General features: G+C 68.2%; 17 protein-coding genes. 8 read left to right on the top strand and 9 right to left on the bottom strand.

Going from position 1 to position 18,323, the window contains the following annotated elements; translation table 11 throughout:
- The first annotated feature begins 37 nt into the window (after positions 1-37).
- The 3 genes from KDG50_14285 (at position 38) to KDG50_14275 (ending at position 3,854) form a co-directional block, all read left to right on the top strand.
- Positions 38-835 carry a uroporphyrinogen-III synthase gene (locus KDG50_14285; GenBank protein ID MCB1866582.1) on the top strand — a complete coding sequence of 266 codons (798 nt, stop codon included), beginning with the start codon at positions 38-40 and terminating at the stop codon, positions 833-835.
- Between the two features lie 380 nt (positions 836-1,215).
- Positions 1,216-2,583 (top strand): uroporphyrinogen-III C-methyltransferase, encoded by a 1,368-nt coding sequence (locus KDG50_14280; protein ID MCB1866581.1) that lies wholly within the window; start codon positions 1,216-1,218, stop codon positions 2,581-2,583.
- Positions 2,580-3,854: a heme biosynthesis protein HemY gene (locus KDG50_14275; protein ID MCB1866580.1), complete on the top strand. Its 1,275-nt coding sequence runs from the start codon at positions 2,580-2,582 to the stop codon at positions 3,852-3,854. Before KDG50_14280 ends, KDG50_14275 begins: the two co-directional genes overlap by 4 nt.
- A gap of 67 nt (positions 3,855-3,921) precedes the next feature.
- Here KDG50_14275 and KDG50_14270 read toward each other — a convergent pair whose 3' ends face one another.
- The gene (locus tag KDG50_14270) at positions 3,922-4,947 is read right to left on the bottom strand and encodes a CDP-6-deoxy-delta-3,4-glucoseen reductase (GenBank protein ID MCB1866579.1); all 1,026 of its coding nucleotides are present in this window, start codon (positions 4,945-4,947) and stop codon (positions 3,922-3,924) included.
- A gap of 151 nt (positions 4,948-5,098) precedes the next feature.
- Here KDG50_14270 and KDG50_14265 point away from each other — a divergent pair, with 151 nt between their 5' ends.
- Complete coding sequence (locus KDG50_14265; protein ID MCB1866578.1) at positions 5,099-5,950, top strand: SDR family oxidoreductase; 852 nt, start codon at positions 5,099-5,101, stop codon at positions 5,948-5,950.
- Positions 5,951-6,281: 331 nt separating this feature from the next.
- Complete coding sequence (locus KDG50_14260; GenBank protein MCB1866577.1) at positions 6,282-7,292, top strand: hypothetical protein; 1,011 nt, start codon at positions 6,282-6,284, stop codon at positions 7,290-7,292.
- A gap of 171 nt (positions 7,293-7,463) precedes the next feature.
- On the opposite strand, the gene KDG50_14255 is transcribed toward KDG50_14260, so the two are convergent.
- Positions 7,464-8,111 (bottom strand): ParA family protein, encoded by a 648-nt coding sequence (locus KDG50_14255; protein MCB1866576.1) that lies wholly within the window; start codon positions 8,109-8,111, stop codon positions 7,464-7,466.
- 159 nt (positions 8,112-8,270) lie between these two features.
- On the opposite strand from KDG50_14255, the gene KDG50_14250 reads away from it, so the two are divergent.
- Positions 8,271-9,434, top strand: a complete 1,164-nt coding sequence (locus tag KDG50_14250; protein ID MCB1866575.1) for a 4-phosphoerythronate dehydrogenase — start codon at positions 8,271-8,273, stop codon at positions 9,432-9,434.
- Positions 9,431-10,699 (top strand): MFS transporter, encoded by a 1,269-nt coding sequence (locus tag KDG50_14245; GenBank protein MCB1866574.1) that lies wholly within the window; start codon positions 9,431-9,433, stop codon positions 10,697-10,699. The genes KDG50_14250 and KDG50_14245 overlap by 4 nt, the downstream gene beginning before the upstream one ends.
- Before the next feature lie 11 nt (positions 10,700-10,710).
- Here the strand turns inward: KDG50_14245 and KDG50_14240 are convergent, their stop codons facing one another.
- The 7 genes from KDG50_14240 to KDG50_14210 all read right to left on the bottom strand — a co-directional run bounded on the left by KDG50_14240 (position 10,711) and on the right by KDG50_14210 (position 17,612).
- The gene (locus KDG50_14240; GenBank protein MCB1866573.1) at positions 10,711-11,040 is read right to left on the bottom strand and encodes a DUF2007 domain-containing protein; all 330 of its coding nucleotides are present in this window, start codon (positions 11,038-11,040) and stop codon (positions 10,711-10,713) included.
- Entirely contained in the window at positions 11,037-11,969 is a 933-nt protein-coding gene (hemF, locus tag KDG50_14235) for an oxygen-dependent coproporphyrinogen oxidase (protein ID MCB1866572.1), read from the bottom strand. Before hemF ends, KDG50_14240 begins: the two co-directional genes overlap by 4 nt.
- A gap of 22 nt (positions 11,970-11,991) precedes the next feature.
- Positions 11,992-12,567 carry a Sua5/YciO/YrdC/YwlC family protein gene (locus KDG50_14230; GenBank protein ID MCB1866571.1) on the bottom strand — a complete coding sequence of 192 codons (576 nt, stop codon included), beginning with the start codon at positions 12,565-12,567 and terminating at the stop codon, positions 11,992-11,994.
- Positions 12,539-13,042, bottom strand: a complete 504-nt coding sequence (gene purE, locus KDG50_14225; GenBank protein MCB1866570.1) for a 5-(carboxyamino)imidazole ribonucleotide mutase — start codon at positions 13,040-13,042, stop codon at positions 12,539-12,541. The genes KDG50_14230 and purE overlap by 29 nt, the downstream gene beginning before the upstream one ends.
- Positions 13,043-13,055: 13 nt before the next feature.
- Positions 13,056-15,353: a type I DNA topoisomerase gene (topA, locus tag KDG50_14220; protein ID MCB1866569.1), complete on the bottom strand. Its 2,298-nt coding sequence runs from the start codon at positions 15,351-15,353 to the stop codon at positions 13,056-13,058.
- Between the two features lie 110 nt (positions 15,354-15,463).
- Positions 15,464-16,573 (bottom strand): DNA-processing protein DprA, encoded by a 1,110-nt coding sequence (gene dprA / locus KDG50_14215; GenBank protein MCB1866568.1) that lies wholly within the window; start codon positions 16,571-16,573, stop codon positions 15,464-15,466.
- A gap of 13 nt (positions 16,574-16,586) precedes the next feature.
- Positions 16,587-17,612 (bottom strand): LysM peptidoglycan-binding domain-containing protein, encoded by a 1,026-nt coding sequence (locus KDG50_14210; GenBank protein MCB1866567.1) that lies wholly within the window; start codon positions 17,610-17,612, stop codon positions 16,587-16,589.
- Between the two features lie 141 nt (positions 17,613-17,753).
- On the opposite strand from KDG50_14210, the gene KDG50_14205 reads away from it, so the two are divergent.
- A complete protein-coding gene (locus KDG50_14205) occupies positions 17,754-18,290 on the top strand; it encodes a peptide deformylase (protein MCB1866566.1) in 537 nt (178 codons plus the stop codon).
- Positions 18,291-18,323: the final 33 nt, after the last annotated feature.

The following is an 18,323-nucleotide window of genomic DNA, read 5'->3' as shown; positions in this document are numbered from 1 at the left end:
GCCGGTTTTTTTTCGAACTCCTTCAACACACGACGAAATGACGAACTACGACGATATCGATCTGGCCGGCCTGGGCGTACTCGTCACCCGGCCCGAGGCGCAGGGGCGCCAGCTGTGTACGGCGATCGAAGGGCTCGGCGGGCGCGCCGAATGTATTCCGGCACTGGATATCGTCGGGCCTGCCGACGATGTGACCAAGAAGCTCGCGAAGATCAAGCTTTCGAAATACGACTGCGTGATCTTCGTCAGTCGCAACGCTGTCGACTGGGCGCAGAAGATTTTCCCGGACCTGCGCGAGCAGCTGAACGGACCGAACATCGCCGCGGTCGGCACGGGTACCGCCGACGCATTGAACCGGCTCGGCGTCGGCGTGGACATCTGTCCGGAAACGCGTCAGTCCAGCGAGGGCCTGCTCGAACTCGAACCGCTCTACGATGTGCTCGACCGCAAGATCGCCATCGTGCGCGGCGAGGGCGGGCGCGAAATCCTGCGCGATGAACTGACCGATCGCGGTGCCGATGTCGACTACATCGAGGTCTATCGTCGCGCCCAGCCCGACATGGACATCGGAAATCTGCTCGATCGCTGGAAGGAAGACGTCCAGGTCGTGGTCATGACCAGCGTCGAGTCGCTGGAAAACTTCCTGCGCATGCTCGGTCGCAACGGCGTGCGAATGCTGCGCCAGACGCCCATGGTCACGGCCGGCGAACGCATCACGGCCGCGGCGGAAAAGGCCGGCATCGAGACCGTCATGACGGCGGCCGGCGCGAGCGACGAGGCGATCCTCGGCGCCCTGATCGAGCTGGCCGACTCAGACGAGGACGACGACGGCTAGCCCGATCTCGTCGGCGACCTGGTCGCTAGTGCAGTGCGACGCTCTTGGAGGTACTTTCAGTGAGTCACAGTGCGTCCAGCTGCAAGGCGGGCCTGCGCAGGAATGGCCATTCCCTTTCAAGCAGGCGCAACGCCGCAGATGGACGCACTGTGGCTCACCCGCAGGGAGCCCCCCAAAAGTGTCAGCTCCGCGTTGCGGCGCTTGCCAAGGGCGGGTCATTCCCTGCGCACCGCGCCTTGATCTGACACTTTTGGGGAGGCTCTGAATGTGCCTCCGAGAGCGTCGCACTACACTATGGGCGCTCTGGCAGGCATGCGATCCACCGGGGCGTTGTGGCTTGTGCCATCATCGGTGCACACACCCGCGCCAATCTCCGTTTCATGACTGAACTCGAACCCGCACCGGAACCGACGCCCGATCCGCCCCCCGAGCCGGCACAGACGCAAGCTCGGTCGAGCGACAGCGACGCGCGCAAGCCCGCCGGTCGCGGTCTCGCCTGGCTCGCGCTGGTCGTCGGGTTGGCGGCACTTGCCGGACTCGTCGCGGCTGGCTGGTTCGGCTGGCAGGCGGTTCAGGATCAGGCGAACTCGCGCAGCGCCATTGATGAACGCGTCGCGACGCTGGATCGGGCGCTCGCTGCGCTGCGCGACGCCAGCGGCCAGAACGCGAGCCGGTTCGACGTCGAGCGGATCGACCGACGCGTGGGCGAGATGGTCGGACGCATCGACGCGGCGGCCGACACGGCGGTCCGACCCGAACGTGTCGATGCGCTGGATCAGCGTCTGGCGCAGATCACCACCGAGCTCGCCCGGGTGCGAATCGACACCGGTGCGGCCGGTGCCGCGCAGGCCGAGCGAGCCCGCATGCTGGGCGTCGAGCAGCTGTTGGCCGCCGCACAGATGCAGGCGCTGGTCTCGCGCGACTACCCAAGTGCGATCGCCGTACTCGAGGCCGCCGCAGACGCGCTGCGCGAGTTGTCCGACCGTGCCGAACTTGCCGTCGTGCGCGAGCGCATCGCCACGGACATCGAGGCGCTGCGTACTGCGGCGCCAGTCGACCGGGCGGCCCTGCTCGGCCGGCTCGAGGGCGTTGCCGGGGCGGTGATGGCACTGCCGGGGCGCGAGACCCTGCGCGAGCGCGCCGGGGTGTCCACGGGCAGCGATTCGGCCGCCGGCCGGCCGCTGTGGCGCCAGCTCCTGGACGATGCCTGGGCCGGGCTGCGCTCGCTGGTCGTCATCCGCCGTGCCGACCGCCCGGTCGAACCGCTGCCCTCGCCGGAGCTGGAGGCGCTCGATCGCCGGGGTATTGCGATCCAGATCGACATCGCCCAGCTCGCCGCCGCCCGTGGCGACGCGGCGAGCTTCTCCGCCGCGCTCGGTCGCGCGCGCGACGGTCTGACACTGCGCTTCAATCCCGACGATCCAGCCGTCACGCGGCTGACCGAGTCGATCACCGAACTCATGCAGGTCGATCTCGACGCCCCCCCGCCGCAGGTCGGCGCGGGTCTGACCGCCCTGCGTGCGGTGCTGTCCGAACGGCGGCCAGCCCATCGCGCGCCGGTTGTGCCGGCCGCGCCCGAGCCCACCGAAAACCCGCCGGTCGGCGTGGCGCCCGAGCCCGTCGCCGAGCCGCCGCCGGCCACGAACGAGGTTGCGGCCGCGATCGCCACACCTGCTGAAACGACGCCGGAATCTTCCCCCGCGGCCGATCCCGTTGGCGTCACCGGGTTCGCGGAGCCGCGCCCGTGAGGGTCGCGCTGTGGTCGCTCGTCGCGCTGGTCGTTGCCGGTCTGCTGGTGACCGTGCTGCGCGCCGAAAACGGCTACGTGCTGATCAGCGTCGGCGCCTGGGTCATCGAGACCAGCGTCGCGATGCTGGTCATCGCGATCGCAGTGCTGTGGGTGATCGCCAATGCGCTGGGCGCGATGATCGCGCGAGTGACCTCCGTACCCGTGCGGATGCGGCTGTGGACCAGTCGGCGCCAGCTGCGCCAGGCCCAGCGTGATCTGAACCGCGGCCTGATGGCGCTGGCCGAAGGACGCTGGTCGGTCTCCGAACATCTGCTCCAGCGTTCCGCGCCGCTGACCGAAAGCCCGCTGATCGGCTATCTGGCGGCCGCGCGCGCGGCCCAGCAGCAGGCAGCGGATGCGCGCCGCGACCAGTACCTCAAGCAGGCGCTAAAGAGCATGCCAGAGGCCGAACTCGCGGTCGGGCTGACCCAGGCCGAATTGCAGATGGCCGGTGGCCGCACCGAGCAGGCGCTCGCGACCCTGATGCATCTGCGCGCGCTGGCGCCGCGGCATGACTATGTGCTGAAACTGCTGGTCGGCGCGCGCGTGCGGCTCGGCGACTGGGATGGCGTCGCCGAGCTGCTGCCGGAGCTGCGCAAGCGCGATGTATTGCCGGTGGCCGAGCTGGACGATCTGAGCGCGCGGCTCGAACTCGACCGGCTCGCCCATGCCGGCACGGACCCGGCCGCTCTGGATGCCGTCTGGGCGCACATCGGCAAGGCGCAACGCCAGGATGCCCGCGTGGTCGAGCGCTACGCCAGCGCGCTGGCCGAAGGTGGCGTCGGCGATGCGGCCGAACGCGTGCTGCGCGCGGCGCTGGATCGGCGTTGGGAGCCGACCCTGCTGGCACTGTACGCGCGTCTGCCCGCGGGCGATTTCACCCAGCAGCTCTCGACCGTGGAGCGCTGGCTCGAGGCGCGGCCGGAAGACCCCGCGCTGCTGCTCCTGGCCGGACGGCTTGCCATGCGCAACCGTCTGTGGGGCAAGGCGCGGTCCTATCTGGAGGCGAGTCTCGGCGCGCGCGAGTCGGCCGAGGCCTGCCACGAACTCGGCCTGCTGCTCGAACGCCTGGGTGAACCGGACCGCGCGCGCGAGTACCTCGTGCGTGGCCTGGCGATCGCCAATGGCGGAATGCCTGTGGCCGCGCTGGCGGATATCGGCGTCGGCAGCGTCAGTGCGCCGAAGCCGGCTGCCCCTGGCGGTCGTGCCGGCAAGCGCGTTCCGGCCTGACGCGATCGCACTTTTTCAGACTCACGGCGCCGGCGATCCGAAACGGATTGAGCGGCGCCTCCCTGCTTCAGCGAGGCGCCGAATCTTCGCTGAACTCGAACGAGTCGAAGAACAGCTGCACTTCGTCCAGCCCGGCGGCCGCGAAGCTGTGGCGCGCGGCCTGGATCATCGGTGGCGGTCCGCTCATGTATACCGAATGCCCGGACAGGTCCGGATAGTCCGCCAGCACCGCCTCGTGCACCCAGCCGCGTCGAATCGCGCGATCGGCCTCGCTGCCCGGCGCCGAAAGCACCGCGACATAGCGGATGTGCCCGTGACGCTCGGCCCATTCCTGCGCCAGCTCATGCAGGTACAGGTCGCGCAGGTCGCGCGCACCCCAGTACAGATCAATCGGCCGCGTGTCGTCGCGGTGCAGCGCATCCTCGACCATCGCCTTGATCGGTGCGAAGCCCGTTCCGCCGGCCATGAGGATGCGCGGGCGCGGATCGTCCGGACGCAGGAAAAATGTGCCGAACGGGCCTTCCGCGCGCAGGATGGCCTTCGGGGCGAGGGATTCGAAAACCCGGCCCGTGAACCAGCCGTCCGGAACATGACGGATGTGCAGCTCGATGGATTCGTCGTCATGCGGCGCGTTGGCCAGGGAAAACGAACGCCGCCGTCCGCCTTCAAGCAGGAACTGCAGATACTGGCCGGCGAGGAACTGCAAGCGTCCGTCGCCCGGGAGCCGCAGACGCATGCGCATGACGTCCGGGGCAAGGCGCTCGAGATCGAGCACCCGGCACGGGAACACCCGCGGCCTGAGGTCGCCGGCGACCTCGATCACGCGAGCGCGCACCGTCACGTCCGTGCGCGGGACGGCCTGACAGCAGAGCACCCGCCCGGCCGCGCGATCGTCCGCGCCCAGTGCCGGTGGTTCGCCATCCGGATACTCGACCTCGCCGTTCACGAGGGTGCCCATGCACGAACCGCACAAACCGCTGCGACAGGAATACGGCAGCGCGTGACCGGCACGAAGGGCTGCGTCCAGCACGGATTCGCCGGCTTCGGCGCTGAATTCGTGGCCGCTCGGTTCGATGCGAATGCGTTGGCTCATGCGTCTGGAGGATTCCTGAAGTGATGCGGCCGGATGGCCCTGTGTCGGGGTGCCTGCTCGCGGCCTGCGCAAATGGGTGCCTCGCGGCAATGGATCAACCCGCCCGCGCGATTTCACCACGATCGGTCGCTTGCCGTCGGCGTCTGTCGCGATGACCGATCGCGTGCTGATCGTGGGTTGCGGTTACACCGGTCGGCGGCTCGCTGCCGCGCTCGCGCCGCGCCCCGTGTCGGCCATCGTGCGAACCGGGGCTTCGGCAGCCGCGCTGCACGCGAGCGGGATTCGCGCCGAGGCGCTCGATCTCGACGCTGACCTGCGCGCGCACAGGCTCGGCGGGCAGGTGCTGGTGTGGCTCGTGCCACCGCCGCCGACGGGCGTCGTCGATACCCGGCTGCGCGGGTTTTTGGACCGCGTCGAGCAGCCGCCAGTCGCGATCGTGCTGTTGTCGACCACCGGGGTCTATGGCGACTGCGCGGGCGCCTGGGTCGATGAAACCGCGCCGCTGCGGCCGCAGGCGGATCGCGCACTGCGCCGGGCCGACGCGGAAGCCGCGCTGGGTGTCTTTGCGCCGGCGAACGGTGTGCGGGCCGTGGTACTGCGCGTTGCGGGCATCTATGGTCCCGGACGCCTGCCAGCGGCACGCCTGCGCGCCCGCGAGCCGGTCATCGACGATGCGCACGCGCCGCTGACCAACCGCATCCATGTGGACGATCTCGTCGAGACCCTCATTGCTGCGATCCAGCGTGGCCCTGACGGCGCCGTTTACAACGTCGCCGACGGCGATCCGCAGCCCATGAACGCCTATTTCGACCGGGTTGCCGATGCGCTCGGTCTGCCGCGCCCGCCGCGCATCGCGCCGGGCGAGGCCGACGCGCGCATCAGCGCCGGGATGCGCTCGTATCTGGCCGAATCCCGCCGGATCGACAACCGGCGCCTGCGCGAGGAACTCGGCGTGCGATTGCGCTACCCGACGCTCGCCGCCGGTCTGGCGAACAGTACTTAGGGAAGCTCTGATTAATCCATCCTGGATTAACAGAGCGACGAAAACGAAAAAGCGCGGCTTTTCGTTTTCTTACATTTTCAATGGCTTATGCACATTGAAAATGGTGGCACGTCCCTGTGCCGCGGGAAACTCTGAATTGTTCAGAGTTTCCTTAGCGGGCGAAGCGGGTAGCATGAAGTCCGGTTCGACCGATCCAGTCCGCCGCGGAGGATCAGCCATGCGCCATCTGAAGAATGCCCTGATCAATCTGTCCTAGATTGCCAGAGCAGCGAAAACGAAAAAGCGCCATTTTTCGTCTTCTTTTCGTTCTCAACGGCTTGCAGCCGTCGTTGTGGCGGCACTTCCGTGTGCCGCGGGAAACTCTGGAGTATTCAGAATTTCCCTGACCGGCATCGTTTCGTCTGGCCTGCTGCTGGCGTTCGCCGGCCTCGCCAACGCCCGCAGCTACCCGGGCATGCCGACCGTCATTTCCCAGCCGATGGTGGAGGCGGCGCAGGTGGTGCTCGACCTGCCGGCCGACAACCTCGTCCTGGACTGGCACCACAACGCCGACTTCGTCATGAGTTTTTACTGGCGGCCGGCGTGGTCGTCCGGCATGCCGCCGCAGGGCCCGCCGCGTTTCGATGTCAGGGAATGCATCCCGGGCCTGCCGTACGCGCGCGGCTGTCCGCCGCCCGGCCTGCTCGAACACGGCTATTTTCCGGCACCCGCTCCGGTGCGCCTCTATGGCATCGATTACCGGTTGTGCATTTTTTCCGGTAACACCTGTGACTCCACGCCGCAGCCGGATCGTTATCTGAGTCCCGTCACCCGCAACACCTTCACGAATGCCAGGCTCGAAGCGGCCCGCTGGCGCGGGGAAGAGGTTAGCTGGGCGGTCCAGGCATGTAGCGTCTATACGAATCCGGCGCTGCCCAAGGCGCAGTCGTTTATCCGGCCGCCCTGCGTGTGGTCCGCCAGCCGCCGGCTGGACTGGCAGGCGAAGCGGCTGCCCGCACCACAGAACGCAGGCATGGCGGATATTTCCGTGCCCGATCTCTGGGGCGTGCTGTTTGACTGGAGCGAAGACAACCGGGCGGACGGCTACAACCTGTGTATCGCCCGCCAGCGCAGTGAGCTGGAAAACAATTGTACGAATGGCGATCCAAATCTGCCGGCGAGTTCATCGGTCATCTATGCCGACCGCGTCGGCGATCCACCGGAGCGCATTCTGGGCAGCCCGCATGCGGGCACCGGGAGTTCGGGAGATGTCTTTTTCTGGAAGGTGGGGGCCTGCAACGCGATGTTGCCGGTCGATGTCCGCTGTAGCTACACGGGCATCCTCCAGGGTCGGTGGCCGTGATCAACCGTTCCCTGACCCACGGGACAGGACACTAGCCGGTTGTTGAAAAAGGTCCGTCCATGGCCCTTTCAACGTCGCAACCGAAAAGCGCGGTTTTCGGTCACTAACGAAAATCAAACACTTGTGCGTTCGATTTTCGGGCGGGACGCCCCTGTCTCGCGCTAACAGGCCCTAATGCTTCGGGCGGCTCGCGGCGCTGTCGAGCCAGGTCAGCAGCGGCACCCACTGGTCGACGTCAGCCTGGGCGGCGGACGGCGCCAGTTCGAAGATTCCGAGCCCGGTCTGCGCCGCGCGCACGTAATTCTGGCTTTCGCGCAGGGTCGCGACGAGTGGCACGCCCAGCTTGTGCAGGAACGCATCCAGATCATGGGCAATGACGGTGCGCTCGCGCACCCGGTTGGCGACCAGTGCCATGCGCGTCTTGTCCTTGGAAATCGCTGCGGTCTTGCCCAGTTCCTCGACGTAGCGCACCGCTGCACGCATGTCGATCGGTGAGGGCAGTACCGGCATGATGACCGACTGCGCATGCGCGAGCAGGTTGGCCAGTTCGTGGCCATGGGTGCGCGCGGGCACGTCCATGATCACGTAGTCGCTGTTCGCGGGGATGCGCGGTTTGGCCTGCCAAGCCGCCACACCCCTGATCTCGGGAATCCCGGTATAGTCGCGACGGGCCTCCAGCCAGTCCAGGCACGAGCCCTGCGGATCGTAGTCGGCCAACGTGACGCGCTGGCCCTCGTCCGCGTAATAGGTGGCAAGATTCATGGAGATCGTACTCTTGCCCGAACCGCCCTTCGGGTTCAACACCATGATCGTTCGCATTGTTTTGCTCCTCTGCGCGGCGTCCCGCGGTCGACGCAGCCTCTCACGCAAAGTAGTACATCGCACCGCACCCTTCAAGCGCGCGGGTCGATGCGTGCGTCGCCAGGCGCCCTGTATTGCCGAAATTTCCAGCCGTTTTCGCAGCCCGGACTGCGCGGTATGCGTGATCCCATGAGTCTTCCCGTGGTCGTGGCCGATCAGGAAATCCCAGCGGTTTCCGCTGCCTTCGACGGTGTCGCACGCCTGCGTCTGGCCGACGGGCGGGGCATGGATCGTTCGATGCTGGTCAATGCCGATGCGCTGATCGTGCGCTCGGTCACGCGGGTGGATGCGGCGCTGGTCGCCGGCACCGCGCTCAGGTTCGTCGCGACCGCCACGGCCGGGACCGATCATGTCGATGTCGACGCACTGGCCGATGCGGGCATCGCGTTCGCGAGCGCGCCGGGCGCGAACGCCGCGGCCGCCGCCGAGTACACGCTTGCGGGCCTGGCCGCGCTGGCCGTTCGCGCGGGTCGTCCCCTGGCCGGACTGCGTCTGGGCATCGTCGGCTGTGGACATGTCGGCACTGCACTGGCGCAACGGGCCCGCGCGCTGGGCCTGGTGGTTGCCTGCAACGATCCGCCGCGCGCCGAGCGCGAGGGTCCGAGTGGCTTCGTCACGCTCGATGAGGTCGCCGGCATGGACGCCGTTTGCGTACACACGCCGCTGACGCGCAGCGGTCCGCACGCGACGGCCGGCCTGCTCGGGGCGGACTTCATCGCGGCCCTGAGGCCGGGGACGATCCTGTGCAATGCCGGTCGCGGCGGTGTGCTGGACGAGCCGGCGCTTCGCGCGCGACTGGCGCTTGACGATGATCTGCATGTGCACCTGGACGTCTGGGCCGGTGAACCCCTGATCGATGCAAGCCTCGCCCACAGGGTCGGATTCGCGAGTCCACATGTGGCGGGTTATTCCCAGGAGGGCCGCCTGCGCGGCACCGAGCGCGTGCTCGACGCTTACGCGCGCAATTTCGGGCTGCGGCCGACCTGGCGCATGGCCGATGCCCTGCCGCCGGTACCTGATCCCATCGTGGTCGGCGCGGGCGGCGATGCCGCGATCGCCGCGGTGCTGGGGCAGGTCGCCGGCCTGCGTCGCGACACGCTGGAACTGCGCGCCGGCCTTGGCGGGTCCGAAGCCGAACGCCGGGCGGCGTTCGACGGGCTGCGCCGCAACTATCCTCTGCGGCGCGAATGGTCCGCGCACCGGCTGCTCGCCGATACCGACGATCAGGCAGCGTATCGACGACTGCTCGCCGCCGGATTTGGCACGCCGACCGCGTCATGACGCGCGCGCTGTGGCCACTGGCGGCGCTGTTCACCAGCATCGCCGTGGTGCTGATCGGCAACGGCATCATCGCCCTCGCGCTGCCGCTGCGCTCGGCGGCGCTGGGGCGCGAATCCGGCGTCACCGGCCTGCTGCTCGGCGGCTACTTCGTCGGCTTCATCGTCGGTACGTTTCTGGTACCGCGGCTGGTGCGCGCCGTCGGTCACATCCGCGTGTTCGCGGCGCTGGCCGCGATCGGCTCGACCATGGCGCTGGCGCTGGCGTATTCCGAGACCGCGGTCGGCTGGTGGCTGTTGCGACTCGTGCAGGGCATCGCGCTGGTCGGCCTGTATCTCGTCACCGAGAGCTGGATCAATGCGGTCACGCCGACGGCGCATCGCGGGCGCGTGTTTGGCGCCTACATGATGGTGACGCTGCTGGCGCTGGCCGTCGGGGTGGTCGGCGCGCCGTGGATCGGTGGCGGCGACCCGTCGCTCGCGCTGGTGCTCGCCGCGGCGCTGTTCAGTCTGGGCATTCTGCCGGTCGCGTTGTTGCCGTTCAGCGCGCCGGGCAGCGTGACCGCGCCCCCGGCCGGTTCGCTGGTCCTGGCACGGGTTGCGCCGCTTGCGACCGTGGCGGTCGTCGCCAGCGGCATCGCCAACGGTGCGTTCTGGAGTTACGGCGCGCAGTTCTTTCTCGCGGCCAGTGGCGATGCGCGGGCGACCGGCCTTTTCACCGGGCTGGTGATCGTCGGCGGGGTCGTGCTGCAGTGGCCGTTCGGTTGGTTGTCCGACCGGGTCGGCCGGCGTGGCGTGCTCACGGCGGTCGCCTGGGTCGGCGGGCTGGTTGCGCTGTACATCGGCATCGCCCTGCCGCAGTCGCGCTGGTTGCTCGGCGTCAGCGCGTTCGTCTACGGCGGCATGATGCTGAGCCTCTATTCGCTGGCCGTCGCACATCTGAACGACCAGGTGCCCCGCGAGCGCGCGCTCGACGCCGCGCGGGCGATGCTGCTGGCCTACGGGCTGGGTGCCGCGCTCGGGCCGCTGTTCGTGGTCGGACCGATGCAGCTGTTCGGCGAGCGCATGTTCGCGCTGATCTCGTCCGCGGTACTCGGGGTGGTCGGGGTCTACGGCCTGTGGCGCCGTACGCGGCGCGCGCCGGTCGCACTCGAAGCGCAGGTGCCGTTCGTACCGATGGTGCGGACCTCGCAGGCCGCGCTCGAGCCCTATCCGGAGATCACCGACCGCAGCGGCAACGTGGAGCGGGAAGCGGACAGCCGCCGTTGAGCTATGGCCACTCAGTCACCGGCGGATTCATCGGGCACGCGGTTGCAGCTCCAGCAGCGATCGAATCCACCGGTATTGGTCTCGCCGCAGTGCGGGCAGATCCAGTCCGGTTGCGCGGCGCGTTCCGTGGCCTCGCGGTTGAAGCGTCGCACCAGATTGGTGGCATGGGCGTAGAGGTCGTCGTCGGTGATCAGCACGCGTGGATATTGCAGCGCCGGAAGTTCGCCGACCGCGCCGAGCAGATATTCACCCTGCACGATCGCGTGAACACCGTGTTCGGCGAGATGATCCACCAGCAGGCGCGCCTCGATCGGGTTGGCGGCCTCGTAGACGAGCTTCATCCTGCGGACGGATCTTCGGCCAGCCAGTCGCGCGGTCTGAGGAACACTTCATAGAGTCGCGCCTCTGGCGTGCCGGCTTCGGGGTGCCAGTCGTAACGCCACTCGACCTGTGGCGGCAGCGACATCAGGATCGATTCCGTGCGCCCGCCGGATTGCAGCCCGAACAGCGTGCCGCGGTCGTACACCAGGTTGAATTCCACGTAGCGGCCGCGCCGGTAGCGCTGGAACGATCGTTCCCGCTCGCCGTAGGCGGCATCGCGTCGCCGCTCGACGATGGGCGCGTAGGCCGGCAGGTAGTGATCACCGACGCTACGAAGGAACGCGAAGCTGCGCTCGAAACCCCATTCGTTCAGATCGTCGAAGAACAGGCCACCGACGCCACGAGGCTCCCCGCGGTGCTTCAGGAAAAAATACTCGTCGCACCAGCGCTTGAAGCGCGCATGCACGTCGGCGCCGAACGGCTCGCAGGCCGTCCGTGCGGTGCGATGCCAGTGCACGGCGTCGTCCTCGAAGCCGTAGTAGGGCGTCAGATCGAAACCGCCGCCGACCCACCAGACCGGCTCCGCGCCGGGCTTTTCGGCGACGAACAGGCGCACGTTCGCGTGGCTGGTCGGCACGTACGGATTGCGCGGGTGGATCACCAGCGAAACGCCCATTGCCTCGAAGCTGCGACCCGCGAGTTCCGGCCGCGCGGCCGTTGCCGACGGTGGCAGTCCCGGGCCGTGCACATGCGAGAAGTTGATGCCGGCCTTCTCGTACAGGCTGCCGTCCTCGAGCACGCGGGTGCGTCCGCCGCCGCCGTCCGGGCGGTCCCAGGCGTCTTCGCGGAACATCGAGTCCTCGCCGCAGGCAAGTAGCCCCGCGCAGATTCGATCCTGCAGATCCAGCAGGTAGGAACGGACGGCGGATACGTCAGGACGGTCGCTCATCGGCGGTGGACTCCTCGGTTGGTCAGCGCAGGCGGGCGCCGGTCAGTGCGTCGTAGATGCGACTCGGCTCGCGGTTGCCGCCGAGTGCGCCGGGCAGGATGTAGTCGAGCCGCCCGCCGAAGTAGCGCCGCAACGCCAGCGGCGTTCGGGCCGGCGCGCGGCCGCTGGGATTTGCGCTGGTCGAGACGATCGCGCCACCGAAGGCCGCGGTCAAGGCGGCGACGGCCGGATGTGCGCTGTGGCGCACGGCAATGCCCGCGTTTGTGCCGCGCAGCCACTCGGGCACGCCTGCCGCCGCGGGCACGATCCAGGTCACCGGGCCGGGCCAGCTCGCGTCGATCGCCTCGCGTGCGGCATCCAATAGCGGGGCCATGAAGGGGGCCAGCGCCGCGCGTGTGCCGGCAGCGAGGATGAATCCCCGTGCCGGGTCTCGCCCCTTGACCGCGAGCAGGCGGTCGACCGCATCCGGGTTCAGCGGATCGCAGCTCAGGCCCCAAACCGCCTCGGTCGGGCAGGCGATGACCCCGCCCGCGGCCAGCGCCCGGGCGGCCAGCCGCAGGTGTAGCGGTTCAGGCCCCGCCGTTCGGGAGGCTGTCATTCTTGGCCAGTACGGCCGCGGCCTTCTTTTCGCGATCGGCGCGAATGCGCTGGTCGATGGCGGGATCGGCGATCGCGAGCATCTGCGCGGCGAGGTAGCCCGCGTTCGTGGCGCCGGCCTTGCCGATCGCCACGCAGGCGACGGGAATGCCGCCGGGCATCTGCACGGTCGAGAGCAGGGAATCGAAGCCGCCGAGCGATCCGGCCGCCAGCGGCACGCCGATGACCGGCTTGGTGGTCAGGCCGGCGACCGTGCCGGCGAGATGCGCCGCCAACCCGGCGGCGGCGATGAATACGGCACAGCCGCGCTTTTCCGCGCCGTGCACATACTCATGGGTCGCCGCCGGCGTGCGATGCGCGGAGGTCACGCGCACCTCCCAGGGAATCTCCAGCGCGCTCAGCGTATCGAGCGTGGCCTGCATGACGGGCAGATCGGAATCCGAGCCCATGAGGACGGCAACGAATGGTTTGGTCATGAATCGGGCTCCTTCAGCTGGAAGCGGGCGGGTCGCCGTCGTACGGCTCGGTGTGGGCACAGTTCTTCTGCGGGCAGACCTTCTGTGCGCCGTAACGCTTGGTGGTCTTGATGGTCATGATCGGCCAGCGGCATTTCGGGCAGAGCTCGGCCAGCGGCGGGTTCCAGACCGCGTAGTCGCAGCTCGGATAGGTCGAACACGAATAGAACACCTTGCCGCGCCGCGACTTGCGCTTGAGCAGCGTGCCGGCGTGGCACTGCGGGCAGCGCACGCCCGTATCTTCGGGCTTGTCCAGGGGTTCGATGAAGCGGCAGTCGGGATAGCCGCTGCAACCGATGAACTTGCCATAGCGGCCGTTCTTGACCAGCAGTTGCGAACCGCATTGTGGACAGCTGCGGCCCTCGACGACCTCGGCCTCGGGGGCCGGCGCGTCGGCGCGGGCTTCGAGGTCACGGGTGTAATCGCATTCCGGATAGCCCGTGCAGCCGATGAAGCGGCCGTGACGACCGAGTCGGATCGCCAGCTTCTTGCCGCACTTCGGGCAGTCCTCGTCGGTCTGTTCCTGGGTGACGTCGCTGCGCCGGACGTTCTGCTCGGTGTCGTCGACCTTGTCCTTGAACGGCCGCCAGAACGATTCCAGCAGCGGAATCCAGTCCTTTTCGCCGCGCGAGACGGCATCGAGTTCGTCCTCAAGGCGCGCGGTGAAGTCGTAGTCGACATACTGGGTGAAGTACAGCGTCAGGAAGCGGTTGACCACGCGGCCGACGTCGGTCGGCACGAAGCGCTTCTTGTCGAGCTGGACATACTCGCGCTGCTCCAGCGTCGAGATGATCGACGCATAGGTCGATGGGCGACCGATGCCGAATTCCTCGAGCGCCTTGACCAGCGACGCTTCCGAGTAACGCGGCGGCGGCTCGGTGAAATGCTGGTCGGCGCGCAGGGTCTCGAGCCGGATGCGCTCGCCCTCGGCCAGCGGCGGCAGGGTGCGCTCGTCCTCGTCGCCGGATTTGGCGTCGTCGACGCCCTCCAGATACACCTGCATGAAACCCGGGTCGGCCACTGTCGAGCCGTTCGCGCGCAGCCGGTGGCCGTCCCCGGCGTCGAGGTCGACGGCGACCTGGTCGATCGTCGCATGCAGCATCTGACTGGCAACGGCGCGCTTCCAGATCAGTTCGTAGAGCCGCTGCTGATCGCGACTGAGGTGGGCCTTGAGCGAATCGGGCAGGCGTTCGAACGACGTTGGCCGCACGGCCTCGTGGGCCTCCTGGGCGTTCTTCGCCTTGGTCTTGTAGACGCGCGGCGCCTCGGGCAGCGCCGCGGCGCCGTAACGCGTCGCGATGAGTTCGCGAACCTGGGCCACGGCCTCGGCCGCGAGCTGCACGGAGTCCGTACGCATGTAGGTGATCAGACCGACCGCGCCGTCGCCGGTGTCCACGCCTTCATAGAGCTGCTGGGCGACGCGCATGGTGCGCTGGGCCGTGAAACCGAGCTTGCGCGCCGCCTCCTGTTGCAGCGTGGAGGTCGTGAACGGCGCCGCCGGATTGCGCCGACGCTGCTTGCGCTCGACCGCCGCGACCGTGAGCTCGCCCTTGGCGGCGCGCTCGATCGCCTCGCGCGCCGCGTGCGCGCCGGTGCCTTCGGTCAAGGTGAACTGCTCGACCTTTTCGCCGGCCAGGTGTGTGAGTCTGGCCGTGAAGCGCTGCTGGTCCTTCGCGCAGTCGGCCTCGATCGTCCAGTATTCGCGCGCGACGAACGCCTCGATTTCCAGCTCGCGCTCGACGATCAGGCGCAGCGCCGGACTCTGTACGCGTCCGGCCGACAGCCCGCGGCGAACCTTGCGCCAGAGCAGCGGCGAGAGATTGAAGCCGACCAGATAGTCGAGCGCACGCCGCGCCTGCTGCGCATTGACCAGATCGCGCGAAAGCTCGCGCGGATGTGCGATGGCGTCCTGCACCGCGCGCTTGGTGATTTCGTTGAACGCCACGCGATGCACCGGCCGGTCGCCAAGCTGTTTGCGATGGTTCAGATGCTCGACGATGTGCCAGGAAATGGCCTCGCCCTCGCGATCCGGGTCGGTCGCGAGATACAGGGCGTCGGCCTTTTTCAGCGCCTTGGCGATCGCCTGCATGTGTTTCTCGTTGCGCTCGATCAGTTCGTAGCGCATCGAGTAGCCGTTGTTCGGGTCGACCGCGCCCTCCTTGGGGACGAGATCGCGCACGTGACCATAGGAGGCCAGCACCTCGAAGTCCTTGCCCAGGTACTTCTTGATGGTCTTGGCCTTGGCCGGAGATTCGACGACGACGAGGTTCATGGGCGATGCAGGATAGGGCGCCGGGCGGCTACGTCAAGCCGGAAGGTTGCGTGGCAATGGTCGCCGTGCGCCGACGGCGGCCGGCGAACTGCGGTGTGCGGCGTCGGGAATCAGCCCGCGCGCAGGCGCTGGTAACGGCCGCCGGGCGCGGATGATACCCGACCGTCAAGTTCCAGAACCAGAAGCATCGAGGAGACCTCCGCGGCACGCATCCCGGTGCGTTCGCACAGCTGGTCCATGCTGACCGGGTCAAAACCCATGGCTTCGAGCAGGCGCTGGTGATCGGCGTCCGGGGTGAATTCAGCGCCACCGCGGGGTGTCGCGGCGGCGGGCCTGCGCGCGGCGCCGACGGCCGCGAGCGGGCCGAGTTCCTCGATGATTTCCTGCGCCGTCTCGATGAGTTTCGCGCCCTCGCGAATGAGCTGGTGGCAGCCGCGGGCCTGCGGGTTGTGAATCGAACCGGGAATCGCGAACACCTCGCGACCCTGTTCGGCGGCGAGCCGCGCGGTGATCAGCGAGCCGCTGCGCGGTGCTGCCTCGACGACCAGCACGCCCAGCGACAGGCCGCTGATGATGCGGTTGCGCCGCGGAAAGTGTCCGGCGCGCGCCGGCGTGCCGGGCGCAAATTCGCTGACGGTGGCGCCCGCCGACGTGATGGCCGACTGGAGCTGCGCGTGCGCGGCTGGATAGATCACGTCCGTGCCGCAGCCGAGTACGGCCAGTGTCGGCGCGCCCGCATCGAGTGCGCCGCGATGCGCTGCCGCGTCGATGCCGTGGGCCATGCCGGAGGTGATCACCAAACCCAGTCCGGCGAGATAACGCGCGAAGGCGCGCGCGTTGTCGAGTCCGCCTGCGGTCGCGCTGCGCGAGCCGACGATGGCGAGCTGGGGCGCGGCGAGAAGACCCGGGTCGCCGGTCACGAACAGTCCGGCCGGCGGGTCGTCGATGGCCTCGAGCAGGACCGGCCAGGCCGCGTCGCCCGGCAGGATCAGGTGGTTCGCCGGCGCGTCCAGCCAGCGCAGGTCGGTGTCGAGCCGAGCATGGTCCGGCGCCGCCAGCCAGTCGCGGGCGGGTTCGGGAAAGCCGAGCTCACGCCACGCGGCCGGTCCCGCGGCGAGCACCGCGGGCGCGTCGCCGGCCCTTGCGAGGGCCTCGCGCAGGCGCGTGGAGCCGATGCCGGGTGCCCGGTGCAGCGCCAGCCATGCGCGACGTGCCTCCATGCCGGCGCGGCTGTCAGCGGTCGGGCGTGCGGACGATGTCGTCGAGATGGATCGCGCGAATCGCCGACATCACCAGCCCGTAGCTCACGCGCGGAAAGGTGCGGAAGATCAGCACGGTTCCTGCGGGTTCATCGGGCAGCCGAACCGTGTCCTTGGGATCGGGGCTGACCGGGTCCTTGATGGTCTCGCCGGCCTGCTCGACCAGCAGCACGTGGCCGGGTTCGAGGCCGTCCCAGCCGCCGCGATCGATGGTCACGATCCGCAGCGATCCGATCTGGTTGACGCCGTCGAGCACCCGGATGATGTGGCCACGAACGTTGTGGTTCGGTGCGTGCGGCATGAAGTTTGTGCGCAGTTCGGCGTCCGGTGTGGGCAGCAGGCGGTCACCGACGAGGGCCTCGCGCGTGGTGCTGGTCAGGGTCAGGGTTGCCGGATCGCCGTCGCGCACGCGCCGGGCGTCGCCGACAAAGATGGCCTCGTGCCCGAGCAGTTCCTTCGTTTCGGAATCCAGCAGCGGTTTGCCGGGTCGGTAAACCTGGTGATCGAGGCCCGGACGCAGATTACGCGCGTAGACGTTCTGGCCGGTGCCGCCGGCGATATGTTCGTCCGCAAACGCGACGATATAGGGCGCCGCCTCGAGTTCGCCCTCGTCGACGACCAGCGGTTCGGTCAGGAACGGTGCGATATGTTCGATCGGGATGGTCGGGATGGCCTGGTCAATCGGCGAGCGCCGCACGCCCGGCGACAATCGCACGGTGCGCTTGCCGCTGCGTGTCAGCAGCGGCCGGCCGTCGGCGTAGGTCATGACCAGTTCGTCGCCCGGATAGATCAGGTGCGGGTTGTCGACCTGCGGGTTGACCTGCCAGATCTCGGGCCATTCCCAGGGCTTGTTCAGGAATCGCGCGGCGATGTCCCAGAGCGTGTCGCCGCGCTGGACGATGTAGCGGTCGGGATGCGCCGGATTCAGGTCGGCGGCGGTTGCGCCGAGCGCGAGCAGCGCGGCGCCGGCCAGCGCGATCAGGGGTTTGGCGTTGAGCATGATGGCAGTTATCCTTATATAGCTCCGGAGTCTAACCGGCTGCGATATGGATTGGTGCCAACGCGTTCACAGATTCCGGCACCGCAATCATGATGTTAGCGCAATCTTCTAGAATTGTCCGCAGCCTTTGAGGTGATTTAGGTGGCTTTGCTGAACATTCTGCATTTTCCCGACCCCAGGCTTCGGAACAAGGCGCAGCCCGTGAACGAGGTCGACGACGGCGTGCGCCGGCTGGTCGACGACATGTTCGAGACCATGTATGCCGCGCCGGGAATCGGGCTGGCCGCGATCCAGGTCAACGTCGGCAAGCGCGTGGTCGTCATCGACATCTCCGAGGAGCGCGACGAACCCCGGGCGTTCATCAACCCGGAAATCATCGAGCGCAGCGGGCAGTTCCAGATGGACGAGGGCTGTCTGTCGGTGCCGGGCTTTTTCGAGACCGTCACCCGTGCCAACAACGTGCGCGTGCGCGCACTCGACCGCGACGGCAAGCCGTTCGAACTGGAGGCCGAGGGCTTGCTCGCGGTGTGCATCCAGCACGAGATCGACCACCTCGACGGAAAGCTGTTCGTGGATTATCTGTCCACGCTCAAGCGTGACCGCATCCGCAAGAAACTGCTGAAGGCCGAGCGCGAGGGCACGGTCGAGGACACCCCGACGCGCAGCGTGGCCATCTGACGCGCAGCGCCCTGCGCACCTCGGAACAAAGCG

It is taken from the genome of Chromatiales bacterium, from assembly GCA_020445605.1.
Taxonomy (GTDB): Bacteria; Pseudomonadota; Gammaproteobacteria; order JAGRGH01; family JAGRGH01; genus JAGRGH01.
The sequence above is the reverse complement of the archived record's forward strand: the minus strand, read 5'-3'. Positions and strand labels throughout refer to the sequence as shown.

Bases quoted from the DNA above. Each gene is read 5' to 3' on its own strand.
- KDG50_14285 (MCB1866582.1), top strand. From the start codon at position 38: ATGACGAACTACGACGATATCGATCTGGCCGGCCTGGGCGTACTCGTC.
- KDG50_14280 (MCB1866581.1), top strand. From the start codon at position 1,216: ATGACTGAACTCGAACCCGCACCGGAACCGACGCCCGATCCGCCCCCC.
- KDG50_14270 (MCB1866579.1), bottom strand. From the start codon at position 4,947: ATGAGCCAACGCATTCGCATCGAACCGAGCGGCCACGAATTCAGCGCC.
- KDG50_14265 (MCB1866578.1), top strand. From the start codon at position 5,099: ATGACCGATCGCGTGCTGATCGTGGGTTGCGGTTACACCGGTCGGCGG.
- KDG50_14255 (MCB1866576.1), bottom strand. From the start codon at position 8,111: ATGCGAACGATCATGGTGTTGAACCCGAAGGGCGGTTCGGGCAAGAGT.
- KDG50_14250 (MCB1866575.1), top strand. From the start codon at position 8,271: ATGCGTGATCCCATGAGTCTTCCCGTGGTCGTGGCCGATCAGGAAATC.
- KDG50_14245 (MCB1866574.1), top strand. From the start codon at position 9,431: ATGACGCGCGCGCTGTGGCCACTGGCGGCGCTGTTCACCAGCATCGCC.
- KDG50_14240 (MCB1866573.1), bottom strand. From the start codon at position 11,040: ATGAAGCTCGTCTACGAGGCCGCCAACCCGATCGAGGCGCGCCTGCTG.
- hemF (MCB1866572.1), bottom strand. From the start codon at position 11,969: ATGAGCGACCGTCCTGACGTATCCGCCGTCCGTTCCTACCTGCTGGAT.
- KDG50_14230 (MCB1866571.1), bottom strand. From the start codon at position 12,567: ATGACAGCCTCCCGAACGGCGGGGCCTGAACCGCTACACCTGCGGCTG.
- purE (MCB1866570.1), bottom strand. From the start codon at position 13,042: ATGACCAAACCATTCGTTGCCGTCCTCATGGGCTCGGATTCCGATCTG.
- topA (MCB1866569.1), bottom strand. From the start codon at position 15,353: ATGAACCTCGTCGTCGTCGAATCTCCGGCCAAGGCCAAGACCATCAAG.
- dprA (MCB1866568.1), bottom strand. From the start codon at position 16,573: ATGGAGGCACGTCGCGCATGGCTGGCGCTGCACCGGGCACCCGGCATC.
- KDG50_14210 (MCB1866567.1), bottom strand. From the start codon at position 17,612: ATGCTCAACGCCAAACCCCTGATCGCGCTGGCCGGCGCCGCGCTGCTC.